We start from the raw sequence: 23,444 nt of genomic DNA, 5'->3' as shown, positions 1-23,444 counted from the left end.
ATCGATAGCCTGCAGTGTGCCTTATAGAGAGGGTTGTGCGATTGGCCCAGACGACGTCAGTATTGCTGCCAATGTGAAGTTAGAACACGCGTTCAAAGCTGTTAAGATCGAACTATTACACGCTCTTATGGAAGGACAGGCCATGACTGAATCAGCAGAAACCACCTACGACCTGGTTGTATTCGGAGCCACCAGCTTCGTCGGCCAGATACTTACTCGTTACTTGTTTGAATCTTACGGTTTAGCCGGTGAGGTAAAATGGGCTATTGCTGGGCGTTCAGAAACCAAGCTCAATTCATTAAAATCTGATTTGGGGCCTGCTGCTGGTGAGTTGCCGCTGATTCTTGCCGATGCAACAAACGATCAAGCCTTAACAGCAATGTGCGAGCAAACCCGCGTGGTTATTTCTACCGTTGGTCCCTACGCGTTATACGGCGAGCCTTTGGTAAAAGCCTGCGTTACAACGGGTACTGATTACTGCGATCTAACCGGCGAAGTTCAGTGGATTCGTCGCATGGTGGAGCGCTACGAAGACCTAGCTAAGGCATCTGGGGCCCGTATTGTGCATTGCTGCGGGTTTGATTCGATCCCGTCGGACATGGGCGTGTGGTTTCTTCAGCAGCAGGCAGAAAAGACCTTTGGTGAAACCTGCCAAGACGTTCGCATGCGCGTTAAAGTTGCCAAAGGCGGTATTTCAGGCGGTACGGTCGCTTCAATGATCAACGTAGCCAAAGAGGCAGCCGCTGATCCGAAACTGCGCAAAGAATTGGCAAACCCGTTTTCTATCTGCCCTTCGGAGCACCGCTCAAAGGTGCGCCAGCCAAGCCTGAAAGGTGCCGAGTTCGACAAGACATTTAACGTGTGGCTTGCGCCGTTTGTAATGGGTGCGATCAACACCCGTGTGGTGCATCGGTCTAATGCTATGCAGGATGCCCGTTACGGAAAAGAGTTTACTTATGATGAAGCGATGATGACAGGTAGCGGCACCAAAGGCCGCTTGACGGCTTACGGGATTACGGCAGCACTGGCAGGCTTCTTTACTGCATCGGCCATCAAACCAACGCGCTGGCTGGTTGAGAAGTTTGTACCGCAACCGGGTGAGGGGCCAAACCCTGAGGCTCAGAAGACAGGATTCTATGACCTGCGCTTTGTTGGGCGCACCCAAGATGGCAAAACCATGATCACAAAAGTAACCGGTGATGGGGATCCAGGTTACGGCTCTACCAGTAAAATGCTTGGCGAAGCTGGTATGTGCTTGGCATTCGATGTCCCAGCCGATCAACCAGGGGGCTTCTGGACGCCGGCATCTGTGCTAGACGGCAAACTACTGAAGCGTTTGACCAGCAAAGCCGGGCTAACTTTCGAAGTGTTAGAAACCCGCTAAGCCTGGCTTTATCTGTTGAGCTGAATCACACGGTCAGTGCCCGGAAGGGCATCTGGCCCGTGTGCCAGGCTAATGACTGTTCTGCCCTCTAACCAGCTATCGATCTGGCGGGCAATCCTCTGTCTTGTAGCCATATCAACCCCGGTGAACGGCTCATCCAGTATCACTAGAGGGGCAGAGCTCAGGAGCACTCGGGCAAGAGCCACACGTCGCGCCTCGCCGCCAGAAAGCTTGCTACCCGCGCTCCCCAGCCATGTATCTAGCTGATCCCGCTCTGAGCTGAACCGCTCAGCCAGTTCAACCCTCTCCAGAACATTCCAGAGTTCTGCATCGCTTGCATCGGGCGATCCCAGTAGTAGGTTTGCTCGCAAGGTATCTTCAAACAACACGGTTTGCTGGGTGAGATAAGCGCATGGAAGCTTGGAGCAGGAGCCATTCGAAGGGGCCAGAAGGCCAGAGAATGCATCTGCAAGCGACGACTTGCCGCTGCCTGAACGCCCCAAAATACCCACTCGCTCCCTGGTCTTCACCTGCAAATCAAAGTGCATAAAAAGTGGCGCGTGCTCAGGGTATTTTACCGAAAGGTCATTTGCCATCAGTGCCGTATTCGTGGGCAAGCTAGTAGAATTTGAAGCACCTTCGGAATCAGTTTCCCGACTATCCCGGTTTAGGCGTGTAGCCGAAGCCTGTGTGGCACCCAGTTTACCGAAGGCCTCAGGCAACATGTTGTAACCCTCCGCGAGCCCAAGGAGCGCAATCGGCAGTAGTACCAGAACCGGTCCGGGAAGCACCCCAGAGCGAAACAACTCAAAGCCGGCCCAGAGCGCAAACACCGCCGACAAATTAATCAGCAGTTGAGTCCCGGCCTGATGCCAGCCAATGCGGGAGTCTGCTTTTACCTGTTCCGTTGAGGCCAGATGCGCCTGTCGCATTAGCCATGCGCTGTGTTTGCCAGTGCGACCTGCAGCCGTGAGTTCTGCAAAACCTTCTAGGTGCTCAATAACGGCGGTTCGCAGAGATTCCTGCTGGTCGCTCTGGCGAGATGTGATTTTTACGGTGCGAATATAGGCAGCCAGCGTCGCTAGCAAAAATGCTGCGCCGAGTATCAGCGCAATGCCGCCAGCGACCTGAATATCGAAGAGCATCGCCGCAAGAACGATCATGAGCAAGGTCACGAAAGCCGCCAGTGCGGCCGGAGCAATCAAGCGAAGATACAGAGTGTCCAGCGCATCAACATCGCTGGTCAACCTTGAAAGCCACTGAGCACCTGTTAGCTGCCGCCTCTGGCCACGGTCTGCAGATGCCAACTTGCGAAACAATGCTACGCGAATATCCGTTAGCAACCTCAACACCGTGTCGTGGTTGTACAGCCGCTCGACATAGCGAGAAGCGGTACGGGACACAGCAAAAAAACGGATGCCGCCACCGGGTACGTACAGGTTAATAGTGGCGGGTAAGCTGGTCGCCAACATAATCCCAACGAGCGCTGTTTTGGTGATAAACCAGCCTGAAAGTGCGAGCAGGCCGAGCCCCGAGAGTAGGGCGGCCAGCATCAACAAGCCTCCAACCAGAAGCCGTCCCGGGCGCTTATAGATCAGTCTTAACCAGGGCTTTAGCTCAGACATTCTTCACCTCACCATCTGAAACCAACAGTATTCGATTGGCGAGAGTGAGAAGAGCGTGGTGGTGGGTGGAAAAGATCAGTGTTTTGCCAGCCTGCGCCAGCTTGTGTAGGGCCTCTAGCACAAATATCTCACTGTCGCTGTCGAGGCCCGCCGTTGGCTCATCTAGAAGAATCAGGTCGTAATCGGCCACGAAAATCCGTGCCAGGCTTAGGCGGCGGGCCTGGCCACCGGAAAGACCTTGGCCGTCCTCTGAAACTTTACTGAAAATGCCGGCTTCTCTGCTGTCTAATAATGGGCCTAGACCCACGTTTCTTAACGCCGTTTCAACTGCCACATCAGACGCATCCGGTGTCGTAAGACGCAGGTTGTCTGCCCAGGTACCGTGCACCAGAAACCCACTTTGCCCGAGCCAGCCAAAGGCAAAGCTGCCGGCAGGCTTTCCAAACAGATGAAGATCACCACTACTTGGCTCTAGAAAACCTGCTAGAAGATGCAGTAGCGTAGATTTGCCCCCGCCCGAAGGGCCGGTTAGGGCAATTACGTCACCTTTACCAATGGTTAGTGATACCTCATTCAAAATCCTGTGGTCTGAACGGAAAGCCAGCGTTACTGCGTTCAACTCAACCGTTTCGCTATTGGCATCCGATGCACGGGTTATAGGTTCATCGAAAATGTCTTCGTCGACACAGCTGGCTGGTTCGTCATCGGCAAATCTAGCCAGTATTTCGGCACCGGCACCAAGCGCAGCAGCGCGGTCGTGATAGTGCTGAGAAAGGGTGCGCAACGGTTGAAAAAATTCGGGGGCAAGTAGCAGAATCAGCAAACCGGAAAAAAGCGTTAAATCTGAAGATGGCCCATAGGTTATATAACCCAGAAGCCCAAAACCGATGTAAATGGCAATGACGGCGATCGCAACAGAGGCGAAAAACTCCAAAACCGCCGAGGATAGGAATGCAACGCGCAGGGTCTTCAGGGTAATCCTGCGGTAGTGATCAGAGCGCTGCTGGATCAGCTCTGCGGCAGGGTCGGTTTGCCCGAACAGTTGCAGGGTTGTCAGCCCACGCACCTTATCCAGGAACTGGCCGGATAGCCTGCTGATGGTGTTGAAGTGTTGCTGGTTAAGCTTTTCGGCACCCATACCCACAAGGGCCATAAAGAAAGGAATCAGTGGCGCTGAAAGAAGCAAAAAAATCCCTGCCAGCCAGTCGAGATAAAACACAAACACCAGAATAATCAGGGGAACAATAAGGGAGAGCATCATCTGGGGAAGAAAACGGGCAAAGTAGCCGTGCAACGCATCTACGTGGTCAATCCACTCACGCGCAAGGCTGCCTGCAGAAGTTTGCCCTAATTTCAGGGGGCCGCTTTTGCGCCAGTGTTGATGAATCTGCCGCCGGGCAGTACGGCGAACCTGTTCACTGCATCTTGCGGCCAGGTGCGTTTGAACACCTTGAGCTGCGGCACGAAAAATAATGACGAGAACTAACCCTGCAAAGAGAGGGGCCAGCATTGAGGCCGGCGCTTTCTCGATTACACCAAGGTGGATAATCCGAGCCAGAAAGACCATCTGAATGATGGTCGCGGCGCCGGCCAGGGTACCAGCCGCAACCGTACCCCGAATCCAGCGCCGGTTGCCGCTCGTAAGCCCAGAAAGCCAGCGCCTGACTGCACGTTGGTCAGGTGCGGGCGTTGTCACTTAGTGGTAACCCTCGCCGGCTCGCACCTTGCCCCGGAACACCCAGTAAGTCCAAGCCGTATACACCAGCACAAATGGAATCACCACCAATAGGCCCAGCAGCAGGAACAACTGTGAATTGTACGCCGACGCCGCGTCCCACAATGTGTAGTTTGGTGGCACCAGATATGGCCAGCGGCTGACAATCAGGCCCAGATAGGCGGTTATAAACAGCCCCATCGTCGCAACGAACGGCATACCCTCAAAACGATTGCGCACAGATCGAAAAATCTGGAAAGCGCACAACAGGGTCAGTGCAGGCAGCACCCAGATAATGCTCAGGTTGCTAAACCAACGTTCCCGAACCATATCGTCGATGAATGGTGTCCAAACACTGATGATACCGAACACCACCAGCACCGCTGCCAGCAGAGGTAGGGAAATTTTATAAGCCCACTCCTGCAGCCGGCCCTCGGTTTTCATGATCAGCCAAGTCGAGCCAAGTAGCGCATAACCCGCAAGTAGCCCCAGGCCAGTCAGCACGGTAAAGGGCGTAAGCCAATCAAACGCACCACCTACAAAGATGCCATTGGCGGTTTCGTATCCTTGAATGTAAGTGCCGACCACAATGCCCTGGGCGAAAGCCGCGACAGTGGAGCCCCCGGCAAACGCCCAATTCCACAGGTACCGGGAAGTGCGGGCTTTGAAACGAAACTCAAACGCGATGCCGCGAAAAATAAGCCCCGAAAGCATCAGGAAAACGCCGATGTACAGCGCAGGTAGCAAAATGGTGTAGACCAGTGGAAATGCCGCCAGAAGCCCGGCGCCGCCAAGTACCAGCCAGGTTTCATTGCCATCCCATACAGGAGCGACCGTATTCATCATAACGTCGCGATCTTGCTCCGACGGGGCGAATGGAAAAAGGATTCCTACGCCCAGATCGAAGCCGTCCATTAACACATACATGATGACGCCAAAACCGATAATAAATGCCCAGATCAACGCAAGATCAAAATGTTCCACAATTAGTGACCTCCCTGGTTGGTTGGATTGGCCTTTGAATTGTCATGCAATTCAAAGGGGACATGGCTCGCAGACAGAGGCCGTTTCGGCCGCTCCTGTGGGTCGAGCTCATCGTCGTGTTCATCATCCTCAAGCCCAACATAGAGCACACGCATCAGGTAGTAGATACCGGCCGAGAACACTACTGAATAGACCACTACGTAGCCAACTAACGTGAACAGGGCCATGCCGCCGGTTAATGATGGAGTTACGGCTTCAGCCTGGGTCATCATGCCGTACACCAACCAAGGCGCGCGGCCAACTTCAGTTACAAACCAGCCGGCTGTTACCGCAATGAAGGGCGTAACACTCATAAAGCGCATGCCCTGAAGGAACCAACGAGTGCGCCAGATACGGCCATCCTTGCGCAGAACGAGCCCAGTGAAAGCAAACAGAATCATCAGAAGCCCCAGGCCGACCATAATCCGGAACGACCAGAACACAATGGCAACCGGAGGCTGTTCATCCGGCGCGACTTCGTTCAAACCCAGTATTTCACCATCCAAATCATGAGTCAGAATAAGACTGGCAAGGCTGGGTATACCGATTTCGAATCGGTTGGTCTGATTTTCCTGATCTGGAATGGCAAACAACAGCAAAGGAACATTTTTAGAGGTTTCCCAATGGCCCTCCATTGCGGCCACTTTCATTGGCTGGTGTTCAAGGGTGTTAAGCCCGTGAAAATCGCCAACAATCGCCTGTGTAGGCGCGAGAAACAGCAGCAACCACAGGCACATCGAGAGCGCTTTGCGGTTGGCTTCCACCTCACGCCCCTTTAGCAGATACCATGCACTGACACCCGCAACGACAAACCCGCCGGTAAGAAATGAGGCAATAACCATGTGAGCAAAGCGGTACTGGAATGATGGGTTAAAGATCGCCTCGCTCCAGGAGGTGACATAGAACACACCATCCCGCAGTTCCGTACCCGCAGGGGTATGCATCCAACTGTTGGCGGAGAGAATCCAGAAGGAAGAAATGAAGGTGCCGGTTGCAACCATAATCGCCGCAAACAGATGAACCCCAGCAGGCACTCGATCCCGCCCGAACAGCAGCACACCAAGGAAGGATGCCTCCAGGAAGAACGCAGTAATCACCTCATAGCTCAGCATGGGGCCTAGGAAGTTGGCAGAAGCCTGGGCGAAGTTGCTCCAATTGGTTCCGAACTGGAATGACATAACAATGCCGGATACCACGCCCATTCCGAAGACCACTGCAAATACTTTGGTCCAGAACGAAGACAGCTTAATCCATGCCGGGTTTTTCGTTTTGAACGAGAGCCCTTCAAGCACAGCGATATAGGAAGCAAGACCGATGGTAAACACCGGAAAAATGGCGTGAAATGACACGACAAACGCGAACTGAATTCGCGAAAGGATAAGAGGATCTAGCTCCATCGGAACACTCCGGTAATGTTAATGTCACAATAAACGAACTCAGCAAGCCCATTTAGCCGCTGCCCAAGCTTGAATTGTTTATTGTTATTACCGGCAGATGAGACAATGCTACTGGATATGGTAGCAAAACTGATAGGGCAGATTGTCGCACCCTTTGATTAAAAACAATAATGGTGAAAAGCATGAGCTTTTACGAAGAAAGAATTCTGCCCCATATCATAGACCGAGCGTGCTCCTTGGGCCAGGTCATGAAATTGCGCAGCCAGCTTGTACCGCTCGCCAAAGGTCGTGTACTGGAAGTAGGAATGGGCTCGGGTATTAACCTGGAATTTTATAATCCCGAAGCCGTCGAGATGATTTACGGCCTTGAGCCCTCTGAAGGCATGCGACGCAAAGCACAACCTAATCTCAAGCGCTCGCCTATACGTGTGGAATGGCTTGGCCTGCCGGGTGAACAAATTCCTTTGGAAGACAACAGCGTGGATACGGTTTTGCTTACCTTCACTCTGTGTACCATCCCCGACTGGAGTGCTGCGTTGCTGCAGATGAAGCGAGTACTGAAGCCCGGAGGTGAACTCCTTTTCCTGGAGCACGGTGAATCACCACACGAAAACACCCGTAAATGGCAGGACCGAGTGAATCCCCGTTGGAAAAAAATTGCAGGTGGTTGCAATCTAAATCGCCATATTGCAGATCTAATCCGCCACGCCGGATTTGAGATGGGTGAGCTAGAAAATTTCTATATTCCGAAGGCACCAAAAATTGCCGGCTATATTTATAAAGGGATCGCTCTGAACCCCATAGCTAGGAGAAACGAATGACAACAACTATCAGAGCCGCCTTGTTTCTGCTTGTTGCTCCCGTTGCGCTGAATGTGGGTGTCGCGGTTGCCGCCGGAGATACTGCGCGGGGACAGATCATTGCGACACAGGGCAACGGGGCAGGTGCTATAGCTTGTGTAACTTGCCACGGCCCAGATGGAAAGGGGAACAGCGCTGCCGGCTTTCCGAACATTGCCGGCCTTAATGCCAATTACCTAAGCAAGCAACTACACGACTATGCCAAAGGTACACGCAAAAACCCGATCATGCTGCCGTTTGCCTCAGCTCTGACTGAAGACGATATCCAAGCAGTTTCAGCCTACTACCAGAATCTTGAAGCGCCGGTTTCTGCTGTTACTCATCAAACACCCGACCCCGCCAACCAAGGCGAATGGCTGGCTATGCGCGGTGATTGGGATAATCAAATACCGGCCTGCAACCAATGTCACGGCCCTAACGGCATGGGTGTTGGGGAATCGTTTCCAGCGCTGGCAGGACAACACGCTACCTATTTGAAAGCCCAGCTGGCTGCATGGCGCAACGGAAGCCGCGATAACGACCCGAATCAGCTGATGAAAGGTGTCGCGGAACGGCTTAGCGAGCAACAAATTACCGCCATAACTGACTATTACGCAACTCTGCCAGAGCAACTGGCTGTGCAGGCCAAAACAAAGGAGAGCCACTAATGAATCTGTGGAGATTACCTCTATCGGTTCTCGCCAGCTCTTTTTCGGTTTTGGCCGTATCTACGCTGGTTCACGCCGCAGAACCTAAAGTGGACTATCAAAAGCAATTGCCAGCGGCTCCCGAAGGGAAGGTCACGCTTGAACCACCCAAAGAGCAGGATATCCCCGACAACCAATATGGCGAAATGGTACGCCACGGGCGCGACCTGTTTGTAAACACTCAGCAGTTGCGTGGCAAAACCGTGTTTAATGGCCAAAACTGCGTTAACTGCCACCTTGATGCCGGTCGCTTGGCTAACTCCGCACCCATGTGGGGAGCCTTTGGCATGTATCCCGCCTATCGGGGTAAGAATGACAAGGTGAACACCCTGAGCGAGCGCTTGCAGGGATGCTTCACCTATTCCATGAACGGTATAGCCCCAGAGACTGGCAGCGATACCTTGGTAGCACTGGAAACCTATTTCCACTGGCTATCAACCGGCGCGCCCATCAACCAGGCTCTGCGCGGCAGAGGCTACGTGAGGCTTGAAAAACCTGAAGGAGGTTATGACCGGGAACGCGGCCGCAAGCTCTACACAGAGCAGTGTGCGGTGTGCCACGGTGATGACGGCCACGGCCAGACAGTAGCAGGGCAGGTTGTGTTCCCGCCTCTATGGGGCGATGAAGCCTATAACTGGGGGGCAGGTATGCACCGGGTTAATACGGCGGCCGGCTTCATCAAAGCCAACATGCCGCTGGGCAAACCTAATTCTTTAAGCGATAAAGATGCCTGGGATCTGGCAGCCTTCATCAACAGCCATGAGCGCCCACAAGATCCACGCCGCCGCAGCCAGGAATCACTGGACAGCACTGCAAAAACCTTCCATAAACACGATGGTTTCTATGGTAAGGAAGTAGGTGGCAAGCGGCTGGGCAATCACGACAACTACGGTGAAAACCCAGGAGTTGCCAGTAAGTAAACTAAAACGCCGTTAGTCTAACAACTGGCGGCGTTTTGAATTGCGTTATGCTCCAAGGCCTTATACAATCCTCGCCCTCAAAACCTCCCCGAATGCTCCGGTGGTGGAATAGGTAGACACAAGAGACTTAAAATCTCTCGACCTCACGGTCGTGCCGGTTCGATTCCGGCCCGGAGCACCATGTTTTTAAATAGGTTAAAAGTTCCGCAACCTTCCTGGTTCTGAACAGCTTCGTTTAAATAGACGCAAAATAGACCTCAAGAAAACTTTCCCCAGCTTTGGCACGTGCTCCGTATTGCCTTCTTCTGTATCGAGGCTTCGATACGGGCTCAATGTGCAATCAGAAAACCTGACGTATTTTGCACGTTTGCGGCTAATGCGTAAGGCGCCACCTAATAATTAAAACCTCACTGAATTTCTTGAACATAGCGATTCCAAAGCTATGATCAAAGCTATAGATGATGGATTGTTTGTAGGAGGTATCCGAATGCCGAAGGATGTGAAGCAAGCCGGTATTAGTATCTTAATTGTATGCTCTGCGCTTATTTTTAGCGGTTGTGGCAGCAGCTCAGGTAGTGGATCTAAAGCTGCAGTGTCAACGCCGACTTAAAACTGACCCACTTATCGTCAATATCGCCGATTTAAAACTGACCCACCCCTGTCGTTTCGGTGTTCGTTAATTGTTCATGGCTGCCGGCGGATGCCGGTGCCGTACCCGCCATCTTTTTGCCCTTCAGTCGATAGCTTTCACCACGGATCTGGACAATGTGTGCGTGGTGCAGAAGCCGATCCAATAAGGCCGCTGTTAACGTGGTGTCGCCATCAAAGGCGCTGGACCATTGGGAGAACGGCAAGTTGCTGGTGACGATCACACTGCCGTGCTCGTAGCGTTTGGCAATCACGTTGAAGAACAGGTTAGCTTCCTCCCGTCCAAACGGCAGATAGCCAATTTCGTCAATGATCAGTAGCCGGGGCGCGAGGATACTGCGTTTCAGGTACTGATCCAGCCGTTCCTGTTTGCGGGCCGTCACCAACTGCAACATCATATCGGCGGCCGCGATGAAGCGTGTCTTGATGCCCTGGCTGACGGCCTTGTGCCCTAGACTGATGGCCAGGTGGCTTTTGCCAACGCCGCTGGGGCCCAGTAACACCACGTTCTCCGCTCGCTCAACGAAGGCCATGCTGGTCAGTTCGTTCAGCTGTTTGCGCGGAGCGCCGCTGGCGAACTTGAAGTCGTAATCCTCGAAGAGCTTGCGCCCTGGGAAGCCGGCGAACTTCAGCAGTGTCTCGCGGGATCGCTGGGTGCGTGCGTTCAGCTCCAGGTTCAACACTTGCTCCAGGAAGTCGGCCAGCGTTGCCTCCTGTGAGGCGGTATGATCGGCAATCGCTGACCACTCACTGGCCAGTGTATCGAGCTTCAGGGTAGTGCAGGCGTCCTGAATTCGCTGATGCTGAAGGTTCATGGGCGAGCCTCCAGCAGTTGATCATAAATGCTCAGCGGGTGCTGGAAGCTCTCCAGCGGAACTGGTCGTGCAGATGACGGTACCGGTTGCGCCGTTGCTTTCGGTCTTGAGGGCAGCGGCATGAGTTCAAAGCGCTCCTGATCCAGCCGTATCTGGGGCTTCTCACCGGTGGTGCCGTGAATGCGCTGATGGGCCACCGTGTCCAGCCAGGGGCCAATGTGAGCGTTGGCCGTGGCCACATCCAGCTTCAATCCGGCCTGACTCAGGGTGGCCGCCAGGGGCGTGATAAAGCTATTCTTCAGGTACGAGTTGAAGCGTTCCACCTTGCCCTTGGTGCGGGCTCGGTAGGGCCGACAGGCGCGAGCCACAAAGCCATAATCTTGCGCTACGGTTAACAGCTTTGCATTCCAGCGATGACGACCTTCGCCGTAGGCGTCACGCTCGATCATGATGGTCTTGGCGTTATCGAACAGGATTTCTTGTGGCACCCCACCAAAGTACTGGCAGGCCTCTTCAATGCCTTGTAGCCAGTCTTCCTGGCGTTCGTGTTCAGAGAATCGAACAAAGGTGGCACGGCTGAACCCGAGGGTGGCGACAAAGGCTTTGATCTTGCGCCGGTGACGGGAAATGGTCGTGAAGTCGACCTGCATTTGCTTCGCCGGTGGGGTTTCAAAGCGAACCACCGGATCCGACTCCACAGTCTTGAAATCAACTAGGTAGTTCTTGAGCTGACTGATGCCGCCGGTGTAACCAAGTTCTTGAATCTCCCGCAGCAACACCGTTGCCGGTATCCAGTGCGGCTTCGCCGCTTCCATGCGTTCGTGCAGATAGGCTTTGTGAGGATCCAGCTTTGTGGCCCGTTGGGCCCGCTCCGGATAGCTGGGCACGGCGTTCAAATCTCGCAGATACCGGCGCACCGTGTTACGGGATACGCCCAGTGTCTGTGCGATGGCGCGAATACTCTGGCCCTGGCGGTGTAATACATGAATTTCCACAACTGTCTCCTGAGTTAACATCGGCCGCCGCTCTGCTCATGGTATTAGGCGGCCATTTTGCCTCAGGTGGGTCAATTTTAAGTTGGCGTTGGTGGGTCAGTATTACTTCGGCGGTGACACTGCAGTTCAAGCATCTGAACTGCAGCCAGGCGCATTCTTTATCGGCAGAGAATTTAGCGACCGGCCCACGGTTGAGGGCGTTAGTTTGATTAGCTCTACGGGCAAGTTCGTCGTGATTTTTAGCAGTCATTCTCTCACTTTTGGTAATCTTCAGTTTTCTGACTCCGGGAACATTTCAGGGCAGTTAGATCAATACATATATAGGTCCCCTTGGGAACGAACCGACGGATCCTTATCAGGAGAGGTTAAGTCTTCAGAAAGGGCCGATTTGACGGCGTCCGGTCCTGGTGTTACTTCAAACAGCGTGCTTTTTCGAGACCAAAGCTCTAGTGGTCCAGGTGTAACCATGGGGGCGCTATCAGGTACGTACACAGTAACTGATCCCGACAATACGTCCTGGATAACTGTAGATCCGATCGGCCAAGTTACAGGTGGCGACCAAGGCTGTGTATTCAATGGCGAGGTGGCCATACCTGATAGTTCTATTAATCTTTTTGAGATCAACTACGAGGCGGAAAACTGTTCCGCGCTTCCCAATGAAGATGCCTTAGCAAGCGACCGAAACGGCGAATTCTCTGGTCTTGGCAGGTATGACCGTTCACGCTCAGAAATCTATTTTTACAGCCGAAACGGAACAGTGGCCAAGATGTTCATAGGTACAAAGTAATAGTAGTCACATCACTCCCTAACCACTTTCTTTACCGAATCGGCTTTCGAAGATTTGGAGCCAACCTTTCGCCAGGCTTCATACTCTTCGCCATTAATCCAGGTAACGCCTATGTGTTCCTCCCAGTTTTCAAAGTCTGCACTTCGGTAGCTATCGCCCCCGCAGCCGCCTGCACCGAAGGTGGTTCGGCACACCCTTAAAATAATATACTCGCCGTCATACCCAAGCACTTCCTCACCACGACCGCTATTCACGCAGTCGGCTAAGAAGCGAGACGGAACTTTGAAGATTTCTTCTCCTGTTTTAACACCATCAACGTCCGCGACTTGAGTGATGGAGCAGGTACCAGCGTAGAACTCATCGCCGTAGATAATGACATCTGGCTCCAAAGGCTCCCACCAAGGTGCAGGCGCCGTCTGCTTTTCTACTTCAACACTCCGCCTTTCCAGTAAATCACAGCCGGTAAGCAGAGCTGTAGACGCCATTAAACCAAGCAGGGTTCGGGAAACAGTCATTGCTTAATCCTGTTCTGGTAAAGGCTGAATGCTATTAATATCGCCGGTAGGCACCGCCGGCTCGTCTATCATAATCACGTATATTCCACCGGCAATAATGGCAATCGCGACAATCGCTTTGAGTATATTGGAATTGAACATTGGCTCCTCCTGCATCTGAGTTTGTCGGTTCTGGTAAAGAGACTATGGCTATAGCCCGGTTATAACAAGCCGTTACTCTGGGTTCTACAAAAGTCGCTTCGACAGCTCGGGTATCCTGTCCGATACTGGTGGTCTTCTGATAGCCCCGGATTCCGAAAATAAGAGGTAGTGAATCATGACAGATCTGCTGGCACGACATACCGACGAAAATGGTATCACCACGCTCACGCTGAATCAGCCCGACCGGCGGAACAGTCTCTCTATGAGTATGCTTGATGCACTGCTTGAGGCGCTTAACGATGTTGCGAAAGACGACGCTACACGGGTGGTGGTTATTGCTGCGGAAGGCAAGGTGTTTTGCGCTGGGCATGATCTTCGCGAGATACGAGATCAGCTTGATAGCCATGACTTCCAATTGGCACTGTTTAAGCGATGCAGTGAGGTTATGCAGACGATTGTGAACCTGCCAAGGCCGGTGATTGCCCGTGTGGCTGGCGTTGCGACTGCAGCGGGATGTCAGTTGGTGGCTAGCTGTGATTTGGCTGTGGCTGCAGATTCGGCACGCTTTGCCACGCCAGGTGTAAACATTGGGCTGTTCTGTTCAACGCCTATGGTGGCGCTGTCGCGCAACGTTTCTCGCAAGCATGCTATGGAGATGTTGCTCACCGGTGAGATGATAGATGCTACCCGTGCGGAGCAACTTGGGCTGGTAAACCGGGTTGTTGATGAGTCGCAGTTGGATGAAACGGTATACGGCATGGCCCGCACGATTGCTGAAAAATCCGGGCACACGCTGAAGATAGGCAAAGGCGCTTTTTACAAACAGATGGAAATGCCCCTGGATAAGGCTTATGACTATACGGCCAAGGTTATGGCGGAAAACCTGATGGCAGACGATGCACGGGAAGGTATCTGTGCATTTTTGGATAAGCGCAAGCCCGAATGGAAGGACAGCTAACGGCCTTTGCAGTTCTCTTTTCCCAGTTTGAGGTGGTCGCCAGTGCTAATTCCATTGGCCTCAAAAAATCCAAGATTCATCTCTACGGCGGATATGAATTCAACCTCGGCGGGGTAGCTCGGGCACCTTGCGCCGCTTGGTGATGCACACGGCTCCATCTGTTGTATGTTGCGGATTACGCCGTTCTCATCCAGGTAGGCGATATCCAGCGGAATAAGCGTCTGGTACATCCAGAAGCCGTGGGCCGAGCTCTGGTGCTCCTGATACTGAAACAGCATGCCCGAGTTGGCCGCAAGAGATGTCCTGCCCATTAGGCCGTGCTCGCGCTCCTTCGGCGCCTGCGCGAGCTCCAGGCTTACATTGGCTGTGCCAGAACCCGCGACAAAACAGCCGGCCACAACCGGTAGGCCCTCGGAAGGCTCCACCGCACCCGAGCCAGAAGAGCAGCCCGCCAATATGGCCGTAGAGCAGAGCAGCGCCCAGCGAGCACGCATCACGAGCGCAGCCTGTAACCGGTTTTGAATATCCACCAGATACCCGCCATGCACGCCGTCAAGAAGAGCAGGGTCATACCTACGCTTATGCCTATGTGTACATCCGATACGCCATAGAACGCCCACCGAAACCCGCTGATCAGGTAAACCACAGGATTAACCAGGCTGATGGTTTGCCAGATGTCTGGCAGCATATCGATTGAGTAAAAGGTGCCACCAAGAAAGGTCAGCGGGGTCACAATCATCATGGGAACAATTTGGAGTTTCTCGAAGCCGTCTGCCCAGATGCCGATGATAAACCCGAACAGGCTGAAGGTTACGGCGGTCAGTATGAGGAACGAGAGCATCCAGAATGGGTGCAGAACGCTGTAGTCCACAAATAATCTGGCGGTAGCCAATATGATCAGCCCAAGGATCACCGATTTGGTGGCTGCAGCGCCCACATAGCCAAGCACCACTTCAACGTAAGACACCGGCGCCGACAGCACTTCGTAAATTGTGCCCGAGAACTTTGGCATGTAAATACCAAACGAGGCGTTGGAGATACTTTGCATCAGCAGCGAAAGCATCACCAACCCGGGGATGATGTACGCGCCGTATTCGATGCCGTCGATATTGCCCATGCGTGAGCCAATGGCCGAGCCGAACACAACAAAATACAGGCAGGTGGAAATAACCGGCGAGAGCACGCTTTGCATAAGAGTGCGCCCCATGCGGGACATTTCAAACATGTAGATGGCTTTAACACCGTAAAAATTCATGCCTTTCTCCAGTTAGCCGGCGGGCTTATTCATTCACCAGGCCGACAAAAATCTCTTCCAGGGAGCTTTCGCGCGTACGCAGATCACGATAATCAATTCCGATGTTCCCGAGGGTTCGCAGCAGCTTTGCCACACCGGCCTGTTGCTGCTGGGAATCGAACGTATAAATCAGCTCGTAGCCATCTTCTGAAAGCTCTACCGGCTCCAATGCCAGTTCGCCCGGTATTTTTTCCAGCTTATTCTGTAGCTGCAGACGTAGCTCTTTCTTACCCAGCTTGCTCATCAACTGGCTTTTGTCTTCAACTAGAATGATCTCGCCCTGGCGAATCACACCAATGCGATCGGCCATCTCTTCCGCTTCTTCTATGTAGTGGGTCGTGAGGATGATGGTTACGCCGTCTTCTCGGAGCTTGCGAACCATCTCCCACATGTCCCGGCGCAGCTCTACGTCTACACCTGCGGTGGGTTCATCCAAAAACAGTATTCTTGGCTCGTGAGAGAGGGCTTTGGCAATCATTACCCGGCGCTTCATGCCGCCAGAGAGCGTCATGATGCGATTGTTGCGTTTATCCCACAGTGAGAGATCTTTAAGCACCTTTTCAATATGAGCCGGCTTGGGTGCTTTACCGAACAAACCGCGACTGAAAGAGACAGCCTTCCAGACGGTTTCAAACGAGTCGGTATTTAGTTCCTGCGGCACCAGGCCAATAGACTCGCGGGCTTTTCGATAGTCTTTTACGATATCGTGGCCAGCGGCGCGCACTTCCCCGGATGACAAGTTGGTGATGCCACAAATGATGCTTATCATTGTGGTTTTACCCGCACCATTGGGGCCGAGCAGGGCGAAAATTTCACCTTGGTGTATGTCTAGGTTAATATTTTTGAGGGCCTGAAAACCGTCCTCATAAACCTTGTTTAGGTTTTTAACGGAAATATCCGGCTGCACGGGCGTATCCTATTTCTGAAGATGAGTCAGAGATGAAGCGCAGCATTTTCTCATGTCTGGCGCCGGTTTAGAAATCTTTGCCTAGGAAACGATAGTGTCCATAATGCGCCAGTGATATCAAAGCGGGTTTTAACTAGGATTTGGTATGTTACGAGCAATAGTGGTTGTTGGGTTCATTGTAGGCCTAATTTCAGTGGGTATGTTCGGCTTCGGCTGGCTACAAACCACAGATGATCAGGTTACAGATAGGAGCCAGCCTGCTTGTGATCTTTTGGCAGGGCCTTGTGCATGGGAGATGGAGTCTGAGCGCTGGCAAGTCGATCTAGAGGTTATGGGTGATCAGGGGCAGGGTCTGGAATATCAACTTACTGTGCAGGCACCGACGGCTCCGGAGCGGTTTTTAGCGGTGTTGCGAGGCGAATCCATGTACATGGGGGAGTACCCAGTACCACTTCGGCGGAATGGGGATGGCGAGTATTCAGCACAATTCACCGCACCCCTTTGCACAACTGGCTCGGAGATGGTCTGGCGGGTTGATCTGCAAGAAGGACAGCAGCCACTTGTCGAAAAGGCGCCACTGAAGTTGGTGTTCCAGGCCCGGGAACACTGACGCCTGCATAGAAGCTTTATTGCAATCGATACCCCGGCTGACAAAATCTCAAAAAAGTGTAAAATTGTGCAAGATTGGGGCTAACTTCAGAGAAGTTGTGATGGAATACGGGGAAAGTGTACAGAAAGTACTGGTGCGGAAGATTCGCAAAGCAGAGCAGGATTTGGCGCAGTTGAAGTTAGACTACTGCCGGTTTGTTTTCGGCCTAGCTCATCGAGCTAGGGTAGCGTCAGGAGGGGGCATCTATTTGGTTCTCTCTGTTGATGTGGAATCAATGCTGGCGACGGAGGAGGGTGGATTTACACGCCCGGCCGTCTCAGGGGTACCTGCCGAGCGACCAGATCAAGCAGAGCCTGTTCAACTTGGAACAGACTGGGCACTAGAGCAACGTGGTAAGGATTAAGAAGGGTTAGATCAGAGCATTTTCGGTAATCGCAGCGTAGAGGCTGCTTTTCGGTTGTACATATTGATGGCTATGCCAGTATTCAGCGCCTTCCAGCCCGGCGCGAAAGCAAGCTAGCAGCACTTCGCATGAAGTTAACGTTGCAATGGTTTGCACGGCTTCAGTCTGCCGAATCCCGGTTTTTCGGCTGACAATCTGTGCCACTAGGCCCGCAAGTGCGTCACTGTGCCGTTCGGACTGCCCGCATAGCGCGCAACCAGCCCCGTATAACCAGGCTGCAGCGTATGCTCGAACTGTCTCTGGCGCCTGGCTAAGTTCCAGCCCGCTTATCCGGCAATCCCGTTCTTGAAGCCCCGCAAGAATATGCAAGTGAGTGAACAATTCTGTGCGGTTCGGGGAAGCTAGGCGGTTTTGCTTTTTCTGTGCTGGTTTTTCCCTATGTGTTTCTGGGGCTGCTTGTTGTCTGCTACCGGCCGACAGAGGTTCGGAGCGCGCCAGCATCAATATTCGCCACGCCAGAGCCGCAAGCAAAACCAAAAGCCCGGCTTGGGTGAACACAACAAGTCCGTCGATCATGAGTGGAGTCACCTTGAATATTGCAGAACGTATAGGGGGTGTAACGGATTGTATCCTGATTTTTCCGCAACCTCCTGGACATAAACGTCTTTAAACTCGTTCCAATGATAGTAACTGTGACCCGCGTCGCAGAGGTTAGTGAAAGCGCGATGTATTCAGCATTTTTAAAGGGAACCCGATGACCGTTGTTCTGGTACTCCACACACTGCTGGTTATTACCTTCACCATCCGGATTCTGCTCCGCGACGATCTTTCGCCTCCGGGGCGGCTGGCCTGGTTTATTGTTCTTAACCTCTTACCTTACTTTGGTAGCGCCATTTATTTCCTTTTTGGCGAAACCGATTTGGGTAACCGTGCAGAAAAACGACACAAAGAAATATTTGAAGAGATACGTGCTAAAGCCTCTTGGTTTATGGGGGAAGCGGCCAGTACGGAGGAGTTGATTGATGAGGTTTACCGTCCTGCATTCCGTTATGCGGGGTCGATTAATGGGTTTCACCCATCATCAGGAAACACCGCAGAGCTAATGGCTGATGGTGAGGAAACACTGATGCGCATGGTGGCAGACATCGATGCGGCCAAGGATCACGTGCATGTGCTGTATTACATCTGGCTTGCTGACAACACCGGCCATGGGATTGCCGAGGCGCTGATACGTGCAGCCCGTAGGGGAATTACGTGCCGCGCCATGGCCGATGGCTTGGGCTCGCGTGCGATGATTAATTCTGAACTTTGGCAGCGCATGAAGGAGGCAGGGGTGCATCTTGCGGTGGCACTGTCACTGAAACACCCTATCCACACGATTCTGACCAGCCGGCTGGATCTTCGAAACCACCGCAAGATCACCGTGATTGATTCAAGTATCACTTATTGTGGCAGCCGAAACTCTGCAGACCCGGAGTTTTTGGTGAAAGCAAAATACGCCCCTTGGGTGGATATTATGCTCCGGTTTACCGGGCCGGTTGTGGTTCAGAATCAGTTGCTGTTCGCCAGTGACTGGATGCAAGCCACCCATCAATCCTTGGATCGCATTGCATTGTCTTCGCCGCCTTCCGAGGACGGCTTCCCCGCGCAGGTGATGGGCGTCGGGCCAACTGAGCGCCACGGAGCTACACCTCAGCTCTTTGCCAACCTGATTGCCTGCGCTCAGAGCGAGCTGACACTATCCACGCCGTATTTTGTTCCAGACGCAACAGTTCTGGAAGCTCTGTGCGCCGCGGCCCACAGAGGTGTATCAGTTGCGCTGATTTTCCCCAAAGTAAACGACAGCTGGATTGTGGCGGCGGCCAGCCGCAGTTATTACCATCGTTTGCTGGATGCAGGTTGTATAATTCACGAGTTCAAAGGAGGGCTTCTTCATGCCAAAACCCTCACAATCGACGGAAAAATCAGCCTGATCGGCTCTTCAAATCTGGATTTGCGCAGTTTTGATCTGAACTACGAAAACAACATTCTTCTGCAGGATGAAGCCACGACCCACGCGGTCAAAGAGCGTCAGCAGAGTTACATCAGTCGCTCCGAAGTGGTCGCTTTGCCCACAGTTCTTGCTTGGCACTACCACAGACGAATATGGCACAACGTTATCGCAACCATTGGCCCGGTTTTATAGCCCAAGGGTATTTGCGCCACACTGGAAAAATTATGCGTAGAGGATTAATTAGCCACAGCGTTCTTCTGGGTCTGTGCCTAACGGCTGGTGATGGTTTTGCCGGCCTTCCGGATACCCGCACCTCCGTTAACGACGTTCCTGCGGGAACCGTCGGTCTTGGGGCAGCAATACGCAGGGGTACCAGCCCGTATATCGGCATCAGCAATATTTCCAGCCAAAACGCGGGCAGTAAAGTGGATCTGTTGCCTCTGTATCTATACGAAGGCGAATGGTTGTTTGCCCACGGAACGTCTGCCGGTGTCCATATCGTGAACAATGACTGGCTAAAAGTGGATATGTTGGCAAGATACCGGTTCAACCGACTTGAATCTGAGGCCAACGACTACTTCAGCGGACTGCATGACCGTAATCAAACCGTGGATGGCGGTTTTTCCATTACCTTGAAGAACGATTGGGGAGATGTCTCTAGCACTTGGGTGAATGACATCCTAGGCAACCATAATGGCTACGAATGGGACTTTACGTACAGGTACGCTTGGGAACCCGGTCGTTGGTTTGTGTCGCCGTTTATCAGCTATATCTACCAAGATAATGATTTTACCGGTTATTACTACGGCGTTGAGATAGATGAAGCACGGGCTGACCGACCGTTTTATGAACCTGGCTCAGCGGCCTTCTGGCGTGCTGGTATTAACACCTCCTATCAGGTGACACCGCGCCTGATGGTTTTTTCAAACATCGCTTTTCAGCATGTAGATAGTGAGATTTTCAACAGCCCGTTGGTGGATGAATCTCAGCAAAATTCGGCAACGTTAGGGTTTGCATACCTCTTTGGCAACGCACTTAATGACTCTACCAAACGACCAGGTTCGGGAAGATCAGGGGAGTGGTCCTGGCGGTTGAATTCAGGCTATCAAGCAGAAGGCCCCTTCACCAGAACGCTTACAGGTACCCTAAAGCGCAGTGAAGACGTTCACGCCTATATGGTCGGGTTAACGTTGGGCAAGCTGATTTCTGATGGCAAGTACATCGAATACTGGGGCAAGCTTTCGTTAAACCGGCGCCTCGAGAATGGCAATCAGAGTGACTTTGGCGAATACAACGCTTACGTGATGGCGATGACCTCGGCTCACTCGCCTTGGACCCAGGAAGAGTGGCTTCGTGCAGGTATAGGCTTCGGCTTTTCTTATGCCTCTTCGGTACCCTATGTGGAGCAGGTTAAGCAGGCAGAGCGCGAACGCAACACCTCACGCTTTCTCAATTATCTTGAGGGCCAGTTTGATGTGCCGCTTCGGCTAATGTTTGATAATAAAGCGGTTCAAAACTGTTATGTGGGTGTTTCTTTGATACACCGTTCGGGTATTTTTGCCAAATCAGACATTTTGAGCAATGTGTCTGGTGGTTCCGATATGGTAACCGGGCACATAGAGTGTAAACGGTAAGTAATCGGAGATAAGCCGATCTCTGGACACGAATTCAGCAGGTCGGCATAGTTTGTAGGGCGAGTTTGCGGCGAATATAGCGCCCGAGAGCATCCACCCCAATATTGAGTAGCGCGGTGATCAGTATCAACACCATGGCACGATCAAACCGTATGTTCTGAATGGCGCTATCTACATAGAATCCAAGTGTGTAGATGCCCAAAATCCCCAAAATAGCAGTTTCCCGCATAATGATTTCCCAGCGATAAAACAAAAACGCCAAGAAAGAGCGGTACACGCGGGGTACCAGTTCCCAGCTATACCGGTTAAACCCGGTTGGGGCGTCTGCACGAAGGTTGATGGAATTGGTTTGCCGTCCAATAAGGTGCCCGATAATACCGCCGTTGTGCAGGGCCAAGGCAACAACCGCTGGCAACATTGAAGGTCCCCAGAGCTGCAGCAGTATATAGGCCAAAATGTACTCAGGCGTAGATCGTGCGATCACAAGAATCACATGGCCGGCATTGCGCCGCAAAGGTCCGCCAAAGTGGTTGGAAATCAACGGAAATGCCAATAACGAGAGAACGCCGGAAGCCACAAGGGCAATTTGGGTAAGCACAATGGTATTCCAGATGCCCGGCATAGCCTGGTAGATCATCAGATCATTCAGCCAGGGCATTAGCCCACCTAAGCCTTCCCCATTGCGCAGCGGGGCCGGCACTATGTCCTCGGTGAAAAAGCGCTGCACGTTACCCCACACAATCGGTAGACCCTCGCCAAGAAAGAAGGGCGCCCCGAGTACGTACACAGGCAAGAGCTTTGGCCTCACCCACAGCGGCATGGTAGCAATCAGTACGTAAAATAGGATCAGCATTGCACCAGCGTCGGAATACAGGCCTTGAGAAAATGAAGCTTCCAGATAAAAACCAAGTGTGGGCAGCCCAACAAAGCCAAGAATTGCGCTGGAACGCAGGCCGCATTCCAGCCGGTACGCCGTGTAGGTTCGTATCTTTACCCAGCAATCTGGGATGCGGGCGTAAAGAAATGCCGTAATATTTCCGGTACCTGGAGGCAGAACTCGGCCAGGTTCAGGGTCGGCTTCTTCCAGAATTTCCGAATACACCTTGGCAAATATCCCGGCGTAGGGGATAGCAATAGCCAATACACCCGTGAGTGGGTGAAACCCGAAGAATTGCAGAAAGATTAGCGCCCAGAAAAGCTCATGAATGGCGCGGATAAAGGCACAGAAAATCCGCACTGGCAATGACCGGTAAACCAAAGCCAGCAGGAACCCTGCGATACTACCAAGAGCCACCCCGACAAACGCAAAAGCGACGGTTCTTAACAGGGCGGTCATCAGTCCTTCGCTGCTGAAAAAATTTGGGGTTACGACGCCAAGGAAGAAGTTGCCCAAATCTTGCCAGGGGTTGGATGCGGTGATGGCAATATCCGCAAACAGTAACCCGACCAAGGCAATGGCAAGGAAAATAAGGCTGGTACGAACCGTGGGGGAAGAAAACATGAAACCGGCCGCGCTACCTAGTAAAGAGACATGATGTCTGGAGCTGTAAGGTTTTCGCTGGGCTGGTCTAGAGCAACCTGACCATCCTGTATACCAACGATTCTGGTGCAATAACGCAAAGCCAGATCCACATCGTGCAGCGCGATAATACTGGTGGCGAAGCGATCCCGCAGATGAGTCATGACCGAGTTCGCCATAGGGCCGTCGAGAGCAGAAACCGGCTCATCGGCCAGCAGCACAGCAGCGTTGCGATAAAGTGCACGGGCAATGGCAACACGTTGTCGCTGCCCACCAGAAAGCGATGCTGCGGGCGTCCAGAGCTTTTCTGTCATACCCAAGGATTGCAGGAGGGTATGCACTTCGGTCCGATCTTTCGAGAATGGGCGGACGAGCGTTACCGTGCTATACCAAGTGGCGTGTCTATCCAGCTGCCCCATAAACACGTTATGGAACACCGAAAGCGCGTTCACCAAGCCCAGGTCTTGGGGAATAAGGGAAGAATCCCGATTAACCCGCTCGTGAATCAAGCGAATTAACGTGGATTTTCCAGCGCCGCTTTTGCCCACAAGCGCGATTTTATGGGTCTCTTCCGTTTTGTGTGGAACATTAGCTTGCAACCATTCTCTGTAATGGC

23 protein-coding genes and 1 tRNA gene are annotated in these 23,444 nt (G+C 52.7%); 10 read left to right on the top strand and 14 right to left on the bottom strand.

Translation table 11 applies throughout. The features are described 5' to 3' along the window. Nucleotides 1–142: 142 nt before the first annotated feature. The gene (locus ACTH3S_RS09850; RefSeq protein ID WP_441808835.1) at nucleotides 143–1,384 is read left to right on the top strand and encodes a saccharopine dehydrogenase family protein; all 1,242 of its coding nucleotides are present in this window, start codon (nucleotides 143–145) and stop codon (nucleotides 1,382–1,384) included. Between the two features lie 8 nt (nucleotides 1,385–1,392). Here the strand turns inward: ACTH3S_RS09850 and cydC are convergent, their stop codons facing one another. The 4 genes from cydC to ACTH3S_RS09830 are packed head-to-tail and all read right to left on the bottom strand — an operon-like array spanning nucleotide 1,393 to nucleotide 7,143. Further along, nucleotides 1,393–3,009: a thiol reductant ABC exporter subunit CydC gene (cydC, locus tag ACTH3S_RS09845; RefSeq protein WP_441808834.1), complete on the bottom strand. Its 1,617-nt coding sequence runs from the start codon at nucleotides 3,007–3,009 to the stop codon at nucleotides 1,393–1,395. After that, nucleotides 3,002–4,705 (bottom strand): thiol reductant ABC exporter subunit CydD, encoded by a 1,704-nt coding sequence (cydD, locus tag ACTH3S_RS09840; protein ID WP_441808833.1) that lies wholly within the window; start codon nucleotides 4,703–4,705, stop codon nucleotides 3,002–3,004. Before cydD ends, cydC begins: the two co-directional genes overlap by 8 nt. Next, nucleotides 4,706–5,707, bottom strand: coding sequence for a cytochrome d ubiquinol oxidase subunit II (gene cydB, locus ACTH3S_RS09835; RefSeq protein WP_441808832.1), 1,002 nt, complete (start codon nucleotides 5,705–5,707; stop codon nucleotides 4,706–4,708). It lies immediately after the preceding gene. Between the two features lie 2 nt (nucleotides 5,708–5,709). Then, nucleotides 5,710–7,143 carry a cytochrome ubiquinol oxidase subunit I gene (locus ACTH3S_RS09830; protein ID WP_441808831.1) on the bottom strand — a complete coding sequence of 478 codons (1,434 nt, stop codon included), beginning with the start codon at nucleotides 7,141–7,143 and terminating at the stop codon, nucleotides 5,710–5,712. Nucleotides 7,144–7,325: 182 nt separating this feature from the next. On the opposite strand from ACTH3S_RS09830, the gene ACTH3S_RS09825 reads away from it, so the two are divergent. The 4 genes from ACTH3S_RS09825 to ACTH3S_RS09810 all read left to right on the top strand — a co-directional run bounded on the left by ACTH3S_RS09825 (nucleotide 7,326) and on the right by ACTH3S_RS09810 (nucleotide 9,790). Next, nucleotides 7,326–7,964, top strand: coding sequence for a class I SAM-dependent methyltransferase (locus tag ACTH3S_RS09825; RefSeq protein WP_441808830.1), 639 nt, complete (start codon nucleotides 7,326–7,328; stop codon nucleotides 7,962–7,964). Further along, nucleotides 7,961–8,650 carry a c-type cytochrome gene (locus ACTH3S_RS09820; protein WP_441808829.1) on the top strand — a complete coding sequence of 230 codons (690 nt, stop codon included), beginning with the start codon at nucleotides 7,961–7,963 and terminating at the stop codon, nucleotides 8,648–8,650. Before ACTH3S_RS09825 ends, ACTH3S_RS09820 begins: the two co-directional genes overlap by 4 nt. Next, nucleotides 8,650–9,609: a c-type cytochrome gene (locus tag ACTH3S_RS09815; RefSeq protein ID WP_441808828.1), complete on the top strand. Its 960-nt coding sequence runs from the start codon at nucleotides 8,650–8,652 to the stop codon at nucleotides 9,607–9,609. The genes ACTH3S_RS09820 and ACTH3S_RS09815 overlap by 1 nt, the downstream gene beginning before the upstream one ends. A gap of 94 nt (nucleotides 9,610–9,703) precedes the next feature. Beyond that, nucleotides 9,704–9,790 (top strand) — tRNA-Leu (locus ACTH3S_RS09810). 460 nt (nucleotides 9,791–10,250) lie between these two features. Here ACTH3S_RS09810 and istB read toward each other — a convergent pair. Together istB and istA are read right to left on the bottom strand one after the other, a co-directional pair. After that, nucleotides 10,251–11,072, bottom strand: coding sequence for an IS21-like element helper ATPase IstB (gene istB, locus ACTH3S_RS09805; RefSeq protein WP_441808827.1), 822 nt, complete (start codon nucleotides 11,070–11,072; stop codon nucleotides 10,251–10,253). After that, on the bottom strand, nucleotides 11,069–12,088 hold the full coding sequence (gene istA / locus ACTH3S_RS09800; protein WP_441808826.1) for an IS21 family transposase: 1,020 nt from the start codon (nucleotides 12,086–12,088) through the stop codon (nucleotides 11,069–11,071). The genes istB and istA overlap by 4 nt, the downstream gene beginning before the upstream one ends. A gap of 70 nt (nucleotides 12,089–12,158) precedes the next feature. On the opposite strand from istA, the gene ACTH3S_RS09795 reads away from it, so the two are divergent. Then, nucleotides 12,159–12,854, top strand: coding sequence for a hypothetical protein (locus ACTH3S_RS09795; RefSeq protein WP_441808825.1), 696 nt, complete (start codon nucleotides 12,159–12,161; stop codon nucleotides 12,852–12,854). 11 nt (nucleotides 12,855–12,865) lie between these two features. On the opposite strand, the gene ACTH3S_RS09790 is transcribed toward ACTH3S_RS09795, so the two are convergent. Together ACTH3S_RS09790 and ACTH3S_RS09785 are read right to left on the bottom strand one after the other, a co-directional pair. Further along, nucleotides 12,866–13,369, bottom strand: coding sequence for a hypothetical protein (locus tag ACTH3S_RS09790; protein WP_441808824.1), 504 nt, complete (start codon nucleotides 13,367–13,369; stop codon nucleotides 12,866–12,868). Nucleotides 13,370–13,372: 3 nt separating this feature from the next. Next, nucleotides 13,373–13,510 carry a hypothetical protein gene (locus tag ACTH3S_RS09785; protein ID WP_441808823.1) on the bottom strand — a complete coding sequence of 46 codons (138 nt, stop codon included), beginning with the start codon at nucleotides 13,508–13,510 and terminating at the stop codon, nucleotides 13,373–13,375. Nucleotides 13,511–13,685: 175 nt separating this feature from the next. Between ACTH3S_RS09785 and ACTH3S_RS09780 the strand changes: the two genes are divergently transcribed. Further along, nucleotides 13,686–14,468 (top strand): enoyl-CoA hydratase, encoded by a 783-nt coding sequence (locus tag ACTH3S_RS09780; protein WP_441808822.1) that lies wholly within the window; start codon nucleotides 13,686–13,688, stop codon nucleotides 14,466–14,468. Here the strand turns inward: ACTH3S_RS09780 and ACTH3S_RS09775 are convergent. From ACTH3S_RS09775 to ACTH3S_RS09765, 3 genes are read right to left on the bottom strand one after another with little or no spacing between them, the layout of a single operon-like run. Next, complete coding sequence (locus ACTH3S_RS09775) at nucleotides 14,465–14,998, bottom strand: DUF192 domain-containing protein (RefSeq protein WP_441808821.1); 534 nt, start codon at nucleotides 14,996–14,998, stop codon at nucleotides 14,465–14,467. The two genes, ACTH3S_RS09780 and ACTH3S_RS09775, sit on opposite strands and share 4 nt — an antisense overlap. Further along, nucleotides 14,962–15,723, bottom strand: a complete 762-nt coding sequence (locus ACTH3S_RS09770) for an ABC transporter permease (protein ID WP_441808820.1) — start codon at nucleotides 15,721–15,723, stop codon at nucleotides 14,962–14,964. Before ACTH3S_RS09770 ends, ACTH3S_RS09775 begins: the two co-directional genes overlap by 37 nt. 25 nt (nucleotides 15,724–15,748) lie before the next feature. Then, nucleotides 15,749–16,669, bottom strand: coding sequence for an ABC transporter ATP-binding protein (locus ACTH3S_RS09765; RefSeq protein WP_441808819.1), 921 nt, complete (start codon nucleotides 16,667–16,669; stop codon nucleotides 15,749–15,751). Between the two features lie 145 nt (nucleotides 16,670–16,814). Here ACTH3S_RS09765 and ACTH3S_RS09760 point away from each other — a divergent pair, with 145 nt between their 5' ends. After that, nucleotides 16,815–17,279: a hypothetical protein gene (locus ACTH3S_RS09760; RefSeq protein ID WP_441808818.1), complete on the top strand. Its 465-nt coding sequence runs from the start codon at nucleotides 16,815–16,817 to the stop codon at nucleotides 17,277–17,279. Between the two features lie 409 nt (nucleotides 17,280–17,688). Here the strand turns inward: ACTH3S_RS09760 and ACTH3S_RS09755 are convergent, their stop codons facing one another. Next, nucleotides 17,689–18,258 carry a hypothetical protein gene (locus ACTH3S_RS09755; protein WP_441808817.1) on the bottom strand — a complete coding sequence of 190 codons (570 nt, stop codon included), beginning with the start codon at nucleotides 18,256–18,258 and terminating at the stop codon, nucleotides 17,689–17,691. Nucleotides 18,259–18,436: 178 nt separating this feature from the next. On the opposite strand from ACTH3S_RS09755, the gene cls reads away from it, so the two are divergent. Beyond that, nucleotides 18,437–19,867, top strand: coding sequence for a cardiolipin synthase (gene cls / locus ACTH3S_RS09750; RefSeq protein WP_441808816.1), 1,431 nt, complete (start codon nucleotides 18,437–18,439; stop codon nucleotides 19,865–19,867). 32 nt (nucleotides 19,868–19,899) lie between these two features. Next, nucleotides 19,900–21,309: a MipA/OmpV family protein gene (locus tag ACTH3S_RS09745; RefSeq protein WP_441808815.1), complete on the top strand. Its 1,410-nt coding sequence runs from the start codon at nucleotides 19,900–19,902 to the stop codon at nucleotides 21,307–21,309. A gap of 34 nt (nucleotides 21,310–21,343) precedes the next feature. Here the strand turns inward: ACTH3S_RS09745 and ACTH3S_RS09740 are convergent, their stop codons facing one another. Continuing rightward, nucleotides 21,344–22,810 (bottom strand): PhnE/PtxC family ABC transporter permease, encoded by a 1,467-nt coding sequence (locus tag ACTH3S_RS09740; protein WP_441808814.1) that lies wholly within the window; start codon nucleotides 22,808–22,810, stop codon nucleotides 21,344–21,346. Between the two features lie 17 nt (nucleotides 22,811–22,827). Then, nucleotides 22,828–23,427 carry an ATP-binding cassette domain-containing protein gene (locus ACTH3S_RS09735; protein ID WP_441808848.1) on the bottom strand — a complete coding sequence of 200 codons (600 nt, stop codon included), beginning with the start codon at nucleotides 23,425–23,427 and terminating at the stop codon, nucleotides 22,828–22,830. Between the last annotated feature and the right edge of the window lie 17 nt (nucleotides 23,428–23,444).

Source organism: Marinobacter sp., from assembly GCF_052094685.1.
Classification (GTDB): Bacteria; Pseudomonadota; Gammaproteobacteria; order Pseudomonadales; family Oleiphilaceae; genus Marinobacter.
The sequence above is the reverse complement of the archived record's forward strand: the minus strand, read 5'-3'. Positions and strand labels throughout refer to the sequence as shown.

Bases quoted from the DNA above. Each gene is read 5' to 3' on its own strand.
- cls (WP_441808816.1), top strand. From the start codon at position 18,437: ATGACCGTTGTTCTGGTACTCCACACACTGCTGGTTATTACCTTCACC.
- ACTH3S_RS09790 (WP_441808824.1), bottom strand. From the start codon at position 13,369: ATGACTGTTTCCCGAACCCTGCTTGGTTTAATGGCGTCTACAGCTCTG.
- ACTH3S_RS09745 (WP_441808815.1), top strand. From the start codon at position 19,900: ATGCGTAGAGGATTAATTAGCCACAGCGTTCTTCTGGGTCTGTGCCTA.
- ACTH3S_RS09830 (WP_441808831.1), bottom strand. From the start codon at position 7,143: ATGGAGCTAGATCCTCTTATCCTTTCGCGAATTCAGTTCGCGTTTGTC.
- ACTH3S_RS09820 (WP_441808829.1), top strand. From the start codon at position 7,961: ATGACAACAACTATCAGAGCCGCCTTGTTTCTGCTTGTTGCTCCCGTT.
- ACTH3S_RS09825 (WP_441808830.1), top strand. From the start codon at position 7,326: ATGAGCTTTTACGAAGAAAGAATTCTGCCCCATATCATAGACCGAGCG.
- ACTH3S_RS09770 (WP_441808820.1), bottom strand. From the start codon at position 15,723: ATGAATTTTTACGGTGTTAAAGCCATCTACATGTTTGAAATGTCCCGC.
- ACTH3S_RS09740 (WP_441808814.1), bottom strand. From the start codon at position 22,810: ATGTTTTCTTCCCCCACGGTTCGTACCAGCCTTATTTTCCTTGCCATT.
- ACTH3S_RS09850 (WP_441808835.1), top strand. From the start codon at position 143: ATGACTGAATCAGCAGAAACCACCTACGACCTGGTTGTATTCGGAGCC.
- ACTH3S_RS09755 (WP_441808817.1), bottom strand. From the start codon at position 18,258: ATGATCGACGGACTTGTTGTGTTCACCCAAGCCGGGCTTTTGGTTTTG.
- istB (WP_441808827.1), bottom strand. From the start codon at position 11,072: ATGAACCTTCAGCATCAGCGAATTCAGGACGCCTGCACTACCCTGAAG.
- ACTH3S_RS09760 (WP_441808818.1), top strand. From the start codon at position 16,815: ATGTTACGAGCAATAGTGGTTGTTGGGTTCATTGTAGGCCTAATTTCA.
- cydC (WP_441808834.1), bottom strand. From the start codon at position 3,009: ATGTCTGAGCTAAAGCCCTGGTTAAGACTGATCTATAAGCGCCCGGGA.
- istA (WP_441808826.1), bottom strand. From the start codon at position 12,088: ATGTTAACTCAGGAGACAGTTGTGGAAATTCATGTATTACACCGCCAG.
- ACTH3S_RS09785 (WP_441808823.1), bottom strand. From the start codon at position 13,510: ATGTTCAATTCCAATATACTCAAAGCGATTGTCGCGATTGCCATTATT.
- ACTH3S_RS09780 (WP_441808822.1), top strand. From the start codon at position 13,686: ATGACAGATCTGCTGGCACGACATACCGACGAAAATGGTATCACCACG.
- ACTH3S_RS09815 (WP_441808828.1), top strand. From the start codon at position 8,650: ATGAATCTGTGGAGATTACCTCTATCGGTTCTCGCCAGCTCTTTTTCG.